Here is a 7,353-nt window from a genome sequence, read left to right on the forward strand (position 1 = left end):
AGGAGCTGGCCATGCCTGCGACAGCGTTAATCCAAACCATAGGTTATCAGCAAGCACCACGCCTACAAAAAACCAACTTACAAAACATCCACCACCGGCACACTCAACTTCTTCTGATGATAAACCAAATCCACCAATTCACCCTGCGGTGCATAGCCATCCACAGTCTGACGCAACAGCTGACGAATCAACACACAATCGCCGCTCGCCGCCGCATTCATCAACTCCTGCAGAACAACTACCAGCTCATCCCAAGGCAAAAACGCTTCATCGGCGCGCATAATCATGCTGTGCTCGGTCGGCGAGACATTGTCGCCAATCAGCAACTCTTCATAGAGTTTTTCACCCGGACGCAGGCCGCTAAATTCGATAGCAATTTCGCCGGAAGGATTGCTCTCACTGCGTACAGTTAAACCGGTTAGATTAATCATCTTCTCGGCCAGCTCAACAATCTTCACCGGATCGCCCATGTCCAAGACAAACACATCACCGCCCTGGCCCATGGCACCGGCTTGAATCACCAGCTGTGACGCTTCCGGAATGGTCATAAAGTAACGGGTCATCTTTGGATGGGTTACCGTCACTGGGCCGCCACGCTTAATTTGTCCACGAAACAATGGAATCACCGAACCCGACGAGCCCAGCACATTACCAAAGCGCACCATGGTAAAGCGGGTATTATTCGGAAAACTCTGCTGATTACGCTCATCTCTGAATAAGCCAGACGACGCTTCTTTACTCAGCGCCTGCAAAACCATCTCAGCCAAGCGCTTAGTGCTGCCCATAATATTAGTCGGGCGCACCGCTTTGTCGGTCGAGATCAGGACAAAGTGTTCAACCTGCGCGGCAATCGCCGCCTGCGCGGTATTGAGAGTACCAATTACATTATTCAGAATACCTTCAGCGGTATTGTGCTCGACCATCGGCACATGCTTATAAGCGGCCGCGTGGTAGAGGGTATTGACCTTCCACGCCTCCATCACTTCACGCAAGCGCTTAAGGTTACGAATCGAACCCAAAATCGGGATCAATTGCACACTTAAACCTTCTTTGCAGATCCGCTCATCCAACTCGGTTTGGATGTTGTAGAGATTAAACTCACTGTGCTCAAATAAAATCAACACCGTCGCGCCACTGGCTAAAATCTGTCGGCACAACTCCGAACCAATCGAACCGCCAGCACCGGTCACCATCACCACTTGCTGCTTAATACAACGCTCAAACAACGCCATGTGCGGCTCGACGGCATCACGGCCTAACAAGTCAGCAATATCGACTTCCTGCAGATCCTGCACCTTCACTCGGCCACTGGCCAAATCCATAAAGCCCGGAATGGTACGCACATGCAAAGAGAACGGCTCTAAAAAGGCCAACACCTCACGCCGCCGCGCGCGTGTCGCCGACGGCATTGCCAACAGCACTTCGGTGGCACCGGTGGCGGCAATCATTTCCTGTATGTGCTGGGGTTTATAGACTTTCAGCCCAGCAATGGTGCGCGTAGCAATGGTATCGTCATCATCAATAAAGGCCACCGGGCGCATCGATTTACCCATGCGCAACGCCGTCGCCAATTGATTCCCCGCTGAGCCAGCCCCATAAATAGCCACGCGCGGCAAGCTATTGGTGTGTTTGGTAAACGGCAAATGGCCAACCGTCTCCAACCACTCGCCGAGGAAATACTCACGCAGCAGCAAACGCAAGCCACCCAGAATAAAGATACTCAACCACCAGTAGCTCAACACTAACGAGCGTGGCACTAAGAGGTTGTCGGCCTGAAACCAGTAAATCGCTAGGGCAAAGACCAACGCCGACAAGGTCACTGCTTTAAGAATGGCGACTAACACTTCCTTACCGGCATAGCGCATCACTGTGCGATACAAACCAAAGTAATAAAAGGCAGGAATCGCAATCACAGGGGCCAACAAAAACAACCAACCATGCGCGCCGAACGGCTGCACAGGATGCTCAAAGCCTAAACGCACAACATACGCCAGCCATAGCGCAAGCCACACTAAAACAATATCAGTAGTGACCTGTAAAAAACGTTTATAACGGCTGGGTAAAGCCAGTAGCCAGGCTTTTAACATCATCTATGTCCTATTAGATTTAAAAAATTCACGGCAAACCGCCATCAACATCGAAGTGTTAGAGCGCTGTAGCGAGGCCCATCACGTCTTGCAGCACTGCACAGGTTTTTTCAATTTCTGCAGCGGTCAAGGTTGGGTGCACTAAAAACATCAAGCTCGTCTCACCCAACTCACGCGCCACTAACAACGGCTGAGCTGGACGGTAATCGGTGCCATCAAACGCTTTTTCTAAATACACTTCTGAACATGAACCACTAAAGCTTGGCACGCCGCGTTCGGCGATCTCGGATAAAATACGATCACGATCCCAACCGTCTTTCAGCGCTTCAGGCTTAACAAACACATAACACTTATAGGCCGCATGCACAGTCCCTTCGGGTACGGCAGGCACACGCAATGCCGAACACTCACGCGCCGCCGCCCAAATCGCTTCAGCATAATTTAAACGCTGCGCTTGCCACTGCGGCATACGCGTCAGCTGAATACGGCCCAACACTGCTTGCATCTCAGTCATACGCCAGTTGGTACCAAAGCTCTCATGCAACCAACGAAAACCCGGTGCATGTTCACGCTCATAGACGGCCTCATAGCTTTTGCCATGATCCTTCAGCGCCCACATGGTTTTCCACAGATCAGTATCGTTAGTAGTGACCATACCGCCTTCGCCACCGGTGGTCATGATTTTATCTTGGCAGAACGACCAAGCACCGACATGGCCAATCGAGCCAACCGGCTTGCCTTTATAAGTCGCGCCATGCGCTTGCGCACAATCTTCGATGACAAACAAATTATGCTGTTCAGCCAACTGCATAATCGGATCCATATCACAGGGCCAACCGGCCAAGTGCACACAGATAATCGCACGGGTACGTGGGGTTAATACCGCTTCAATCGTTGCCGCAGTAATATTTTGAGAATCAACATCGACCTCAGCAAACACCGGCACAGCACCGGCATTGACGATACTGGACACCGAGGCTAAAAAGGTACGCGAAGTAACAATCACCTCATCGCCTTTACCGACGCCTAACGCCTGCAAAGCCACATCCAGCGCGACAGTGCCATTCATCAAAGCGATAGCATGCTGCGTACCCGACCAAGCAGCGAACTCATTCTCAAACTCGCGGCCTTCTTGGCCCGTCCAGTAATTGACTTTGTTGGATAAAACCACATCACGTACAGCATTGGCCTCTTCTTCAGAAAAGGAGGGCCAAGGGGAGAAAGGGGTATTTAGCACACTAATCACCTATAAAAATAAAACAACTAAAGTCCAATTTCAGCCAAAAGTTCTTTTTCAAAGCTTAAAATCTTATCACTTGGTCTTTTTTTAATAGCTTTACAATCTACACCAGCATAGATTGTCCAAGGTTCTAAGTCTTTTCTTACGATTACACCAGCACCCACTGCCGCACCTTCACCGATAGTAACTCCTGGTAAAATAGTTACATTAGTACCAATAATCACATGTTTACCAATGTGAATCTTTGACTTTTTAACATTAGTATATTTACTTGGAACTGTTGGATTGGTAAGCCCTCCGCCTAAAAAGTCGTCACTACCGGTTACTATTCGACAGCCAGCACTCAATCCAGAAAAATCCTCCATGACAAACTCACCGCCACCAATAACGCTGCAGAAAGAGGCTATATGAACAAATTTTCCTATTACAGTTTTTTCACCAGCATTAAGAAAAACAAAGTCATCAATCTGTGAGTAATCACCAACTGTTAAATTTTCTTTATTAATTATTTTAGCTTGCTCGTAAATTTTAGCTTTCATTTTCACTGCCTCTAAAAGGATAAGTTGTAGCTTCGCCTTCAGCTGTTATTCCATCTTTTACTAAAACCTTTTTCACTGTCAAAAGCACAATCTTAAGATCCAACCAAAATGAGCGATTATCCACATACCAGACATCCAGCTTAAACTTATCGTCCCAGCTGATGGCATTACGGCCATTAATCTGCGCCCAACCTGTCACCCCAGGACGCGCTTCATGACGGCGATATTGTTCAGCTGAATATAAAGGTAAATATTCCATCAACAATGGACGCGGGCCGACTAGACTCATCTCACCTTTCAAGACATTCCACAGCTCGGGTAACTCATCCAAACTACTGGAGCGCAAAAAACTACCGAAAGGTGTCATGCGCTCAGAATCGGGTAGTGGATTGCCATTGGCATCCAGCGCATCGCGCATAGTGCGAAACTTGATCATTTCAAAGGGTTTACCGTCTTTACCTGGGCGGATCTGGCGGAACAAGACCGGTGAGCCGAGCTTGCGGCTGATTTGCCAGGCGACGATGGCGATAACGGGGCTGAGGATTAGTAAGCCGAAAAATGATGCAACAATATCGAAAAGACGTTTCAAACTATGTAACCTTTTTAAGATTCTTTATCCGAATCGGCTCTTTGCAGACTTTTAAAATCGAGGCTAGGCAGCATCAAAGGCCCAAATTTCTGTCGAGACGATAATGTTAAAAGTTGCTCGCGCACCGTAGAATACAATATTGAGGTTGCATTAACTACAAGCTCATGCTGGAAACTATCTGTTAGCTCTTCCTTCTCGTTACAAACAAAAACGCCATCCAGAGCAACAACGAACTTATAAGGGAAGTCCTTTTCTTGGTAACTCAACTGTAGACTCATAACAAAAGCATATTGAGACGCTACTTCTTGAGTTTCTGGCTCCCCCACAGTGATCGTTGTTTGAATTTTATTAGCAGACGGAACCCAGTAAGGCGATGACGGCTCTTTTCCTACCAACTGCTCACTGTCAACAGACTCAAGTTGCAAATGACTATAGTGGTAATGCTTCAACTGTAACGCTGAGAGCTTCATGCTTGTATTCCTTGCAACTCATCAGACGAACTGTATGTTTGCCACCTAACCGCTGGCTGACTGAACTGTTTCCAATTGGCTCTATTTAGGTCTTGGGCAGTCTGCAGCATTGCCTCAACTTCAAGGTGTTTTAGCTTAGTAACGGCAACTTCTTTTTGACGCGCGCCAACTCGATCAAAAGCAATATCAAACTCAATATTTAATGCTTCACAAACATCAAACAAAGTTTTCAGTGTCAGATTAGAGCCTCCATGCAACACCTTACTTACACGACTCGTTTTCCAGCCTAACTTATCAGCAAGCGCTTTTTGAGTTATTCCACTATCTACAACAGCACTTGCCAAACTAACAGCGACCTCTTGTGCTTTTAGTTCAAAGCGAAAATCCTGATCTTCTAGGGATTCTTGCCACAATTCGGCCAATTGATTACTTAACATGTCCAACCTCCGGCTGAATCACACAAATCTCATTTGCTTGCTCAGCGTCAATATAGGTTTTTATTTCGTTTTCAAGCTTTATTTTTTCACCTGCAGACAACTTATCCTGGCGCTTCGCCAATGCATCAGCAAGAAAAACAACCTTACCTTCAGCATAATAAAAAACGAGCCGTATATCGCCTTTACGCAATCGCCAAACAACATGTGTAATACCTTTATAGTCAAACTCATGCAGCTGATGACTTTGCTTCTTATCGTAAAAACTCTCTAACGGCTGGCCAGTTTGAGCAACCTGAAGCAATTTAGCTAAAGCCGACAACGCAGCTTTACCGTCAACTCGATTGCTTTTACCTAAATCGGCAATTTGCTTTAAAAAATAGCATGTATTGGGATCTTGAGAAGCACACCGTGCCATCAGTTTCCAGCGGTCGAGACGAGGTACTATGTCAGGAAACGGCTTCCCTATAGTGGTTTCGGTGATCTCCAGCAAGTGAATGGTCATATTAACTTTTAAGTGAACCTCAAGCAATCCATTGTTGCAGTTCTAGAGAAGGACTCTCAATTAAATGCTGACGCATCTTACCATTAATACACTTCCTTGCGGCCGTTACATGACCCTTCTATCCAATATTGCAACGCGACTTAAACACTCTCATGTAATGCATCGACTGAGTAGCACACTCAGCATATTCACAACAATCTAATAGACTGCCACGTCGCTACGCTCCTCGCAGAGACGGTACTGCATAGACTGCCACGGCCTTCGGCCTCGCAGAGACAGAAGCCCGTCATTGCGAACGCAGTGAAGCAATCCACCTCACAGACCCCACAGTGCTCAACCATGGGCTGCCACGTCGCTACGCTCCTCGCAGAGACAGCACGGCATAGACTGCCACGGCCTTCGGCCTCGCAGAGACAGCACGGCATAGACTGCCGCGTCGCTTCGCTCCTCGCAGAGACGGTACTGTAAGACTCACAGAGACGGGACACCGACGCTACGGCTACAACCGGATAATACTTGTCGCCAGAAGCCGCTCTAACTTCGTGTAAGCCGGCTTCTGTTGACGCGCTTCCCTACATGCAGCGGCCATCCGTTCTCCAGACACCCCGCTCCACTGGAAAGCATAACCAGAAAGCTCTGCCAACTGGTCCAAAAATATCCTCTGCACACGGCCGTTACCCTCTCGAAAAGGATGAATCATATTCACCCGACCCAAGTAATATGCGGCTTTATATGCAAATTCTGTTTCATCCAACTCACGAAGGAAGCTATCTTTCTGCAGCTGATAAAATACCTCAGCAGCCACATCCTCGATATTTCGATAAGGCAAAAAAAGCTGACCACCTTTAGAGATTTCAGTTTGTCGTAGCTGACCAGCCCACTCGTAGATATCCCTGAAAAGATAGTGGTGAATGCGGCACAGGTGTTCAAGATTGAAGGTCGGCTCTATCGGGTTCGCTATCAACTCCGCAAAAGCCACTTCGCTGATAGCGGCTTCAGCCTCATTCAGCGCTTGGGTATCCGTAATGCCCAAACGATTTATCAGACATGTAGAACCACTCAGCAGATAAGGATCTTCTTCCTGAAGATCATAGTTCTCATAGCCTTGCATCACATCAAGAGGCCGAAGAAGCTTGCTTGTATTTTGCTACCAGTTGCTCTCTTACAGATTTCCCTGACACACGACCAGCAGCCACTTCCAGCATTGTAGCTTCTGATTGCTTCGACACCTGTATCCCCTCAATGGCCATAGAGCCAACAGCCTGACGAACCTTGAACGCCAATAGTTGAGTTTTGGTGTATTTCATGTTTTTCCTCCAGTGACAACCACAGCATAGCGCTGGGAGCCGCACACAGGCAAGACGCCTCACAACCTTTGCGCCCATTCCCCAGTCTTTGCGAACGCCACTCCGTCTTTGCGAGCACCACCCCGTCTTTGCGAGCGCAGCGAAGCAATCCACCTCGCAAACAACGCGGCGCTCAACCATGG

The 7,353-nt window shown here is 47.9% G+C and carries 9 protein-coding genes; all 9 read right to left on the bottom strand.

Annotation, left to right across the window (positions count from 1 at the left end; all coding sequences use genetic code 11):
* Window positions 1-77: 77 nt before the first annotated feature.
* On the bottom strand, window positions 78-2,087 hold the full coding sequence (locus JYJ62_RS03760; protein ID WP_420042818.1) for a polysaccharide biosynthesis protein: 2,010 nt from the start codon (window positions 2,085-2,087) through the stop codon (window positions 78-80).
* 58 nt (window positions 2,088-2,145) lie between these two features.
* Complete coding sequence (locus JYJ62_RS03765) at window positions 2,146-3,324, bottom strand: DegT/DnrJ/EryC1/StrS family aminotransferase (RefSeq protein ID WP_205340884.1); 1,179 nt, start codon at window positions 3,322-3,324, stop codon at window positions 2,146-2,148.
* Window positions 3,325-3,350: 26 nt separating this feature from the next.
* Window positions 3,351-3,866 carry an acyltransferase gene (locus JYJ62_RS03770; RefSeq protein ID WP_205340885.1) on the bottom strand — a complete coding sequence of 172 codons (516 nt, stop codon included), beginning with the start codon at window positions 3,864-3,866 and terminating at the stop codon, window positions 3,351-3,353.
* A complete protein-coding gene (locus JYJ62_RS03775; RefSeq protein ID WP_269751391.1) occupies window positions 3,856-4,455 on the bottom strand; it encodes a sugar transferase in 600 nt (199 codons plus the stop codon). The genes JYJ62_RS03770 and JYJ62_RS03775 overlap by 11 nt, the downstream gene beginning before the upstream one ends.
* 14 nt (window positions 4,456-4,469) lie before the next feature.
* Window positions 4,470-4,925: a protein-export chaperone SecB gene (locus tag JYJ62_RS03780; protein ID WP_205340886.1), complete on the bottom strand. Its 456-nt coding sequence runs from the start codon at window positions 4,923-4,925 to the stop codon at window positions 4,470-4,472.
* Window positions 4,922-5,362 carry a helix-turn-helix domain-containing protein gene (locus JYJ62_RS03785; RefSeq protein WP_205340887.1) on the bottom strand — a complete coding sequence of 147 codons (441 nt, stop codon included), beginning with the start codon at window positions 5,360-5,362 and terminating at the stop codon, window positions 4,922-4,924. The genes JYJ62_RS03780 and JYJ62_RS03785 overlap by 4 nt, the downstream gene beginning before the upstream one ends.
* Complete coding sequence (locus JYJ62_RS03790; RefSeq protein WP_205340888.1) at window positions 5,352-5,864, bottom strand: hypothetical protein; 513 nt, start codon at window positions 5,862-5,864, stop codon at window positions 5,352-5,354. Before JYJ62_RS03790 ends, JYJ62_RS03785 begins: the two co-directional genes overlap by 11 nt.
* A 499-nt stretch (window positions 5,865-6,363) precedes the next feature.
* Window positions 6,364-6,975 (bottom strand): Fic/DOC family protein, encoded by a 612-nt coding sequence (locus JYJ62_RS03795; protein ID WP_232365725.1) that lies wholly within the window; start codon window positions 6,973-6,975, stop codon window positions 6,364-6,366.
* A gap of 4 nt (window positions 6,976-6,979) precedes the next feature.
* Entirely contained in the window at window positions 6,980-7,171 is a 192-nt protein-coding gene (locus JYJ62_RS03800) for an antitoxin VbhA family protein (RefSeq protein WP_205340890.1), read from the bottom strand.
* Window positions 7,172-7,353: the final 182 nt, after the last annotated feature.

This window comes from Denitrificimonas caeni (assembly GCF_905120345.1).
GTDB classification, from domain to species: domain Bacteria; phylum Pseudomonadota; class Gammaproteobacteria; order Pseudomonadales; family Pseudomonadaceae; genus Denitrificimonas; species Denitrificimonas caeni_A.

Bases quoted from the DNA above. Each gene is read 5' to 3' on its own strand.
- JYJ62_RS03785 (WP_205340887.1), bottom strand. From the start codon at position 5,362: ATGTTAAGTAATCAATTGGCCGAATTGTGGCAAGAATCCCTAGAAGAT.
- JYJ62_RS03790 (WP_205340888.1), bottom strand. From the start codon at position 5,864: ATGACCATTCACTTGCTGGAGATCACCGAAACCACTATAGGGAAGCCG.
- JYJ62_RS03760 (WP_420042818.1), bottom strand. From the start codon at position 2,087: ATGTTAAAAGCCTGGCTACTGGCTTTACCCAGCCGTTATAAACGTTTT.
- JYJ62_RS03800 (WP_205340890.1), bottom strand. From the start codon at position 7,171: ATGAAATACACCAAAACTCAACTATTGGCGTTCAAGGTTCGTCAGGCT.
- JYJ62_RS03795 (WP_232365725.1), bottom strand. From the start codon at position 6,975: ATGCAAGGCTATGAGAACTATGATCTTCAGGAAGAAGATCCTTATCTG.
- JYJ62_RS03780 (WP_205340886.1), bottom strand. From the start codon at position 4,925: ATGAAGCTCTCAGCGTTACAGTTGAAGCATTACCACTATAGTCATTTG.
- JYJ62_RS03770 (WP_205340885.1), bottom strand. From the start codon at position 3,866: ATGAAAGCTAAAATTTACGAGCAAGCTAAAATAATTAATAAAGAAAAT.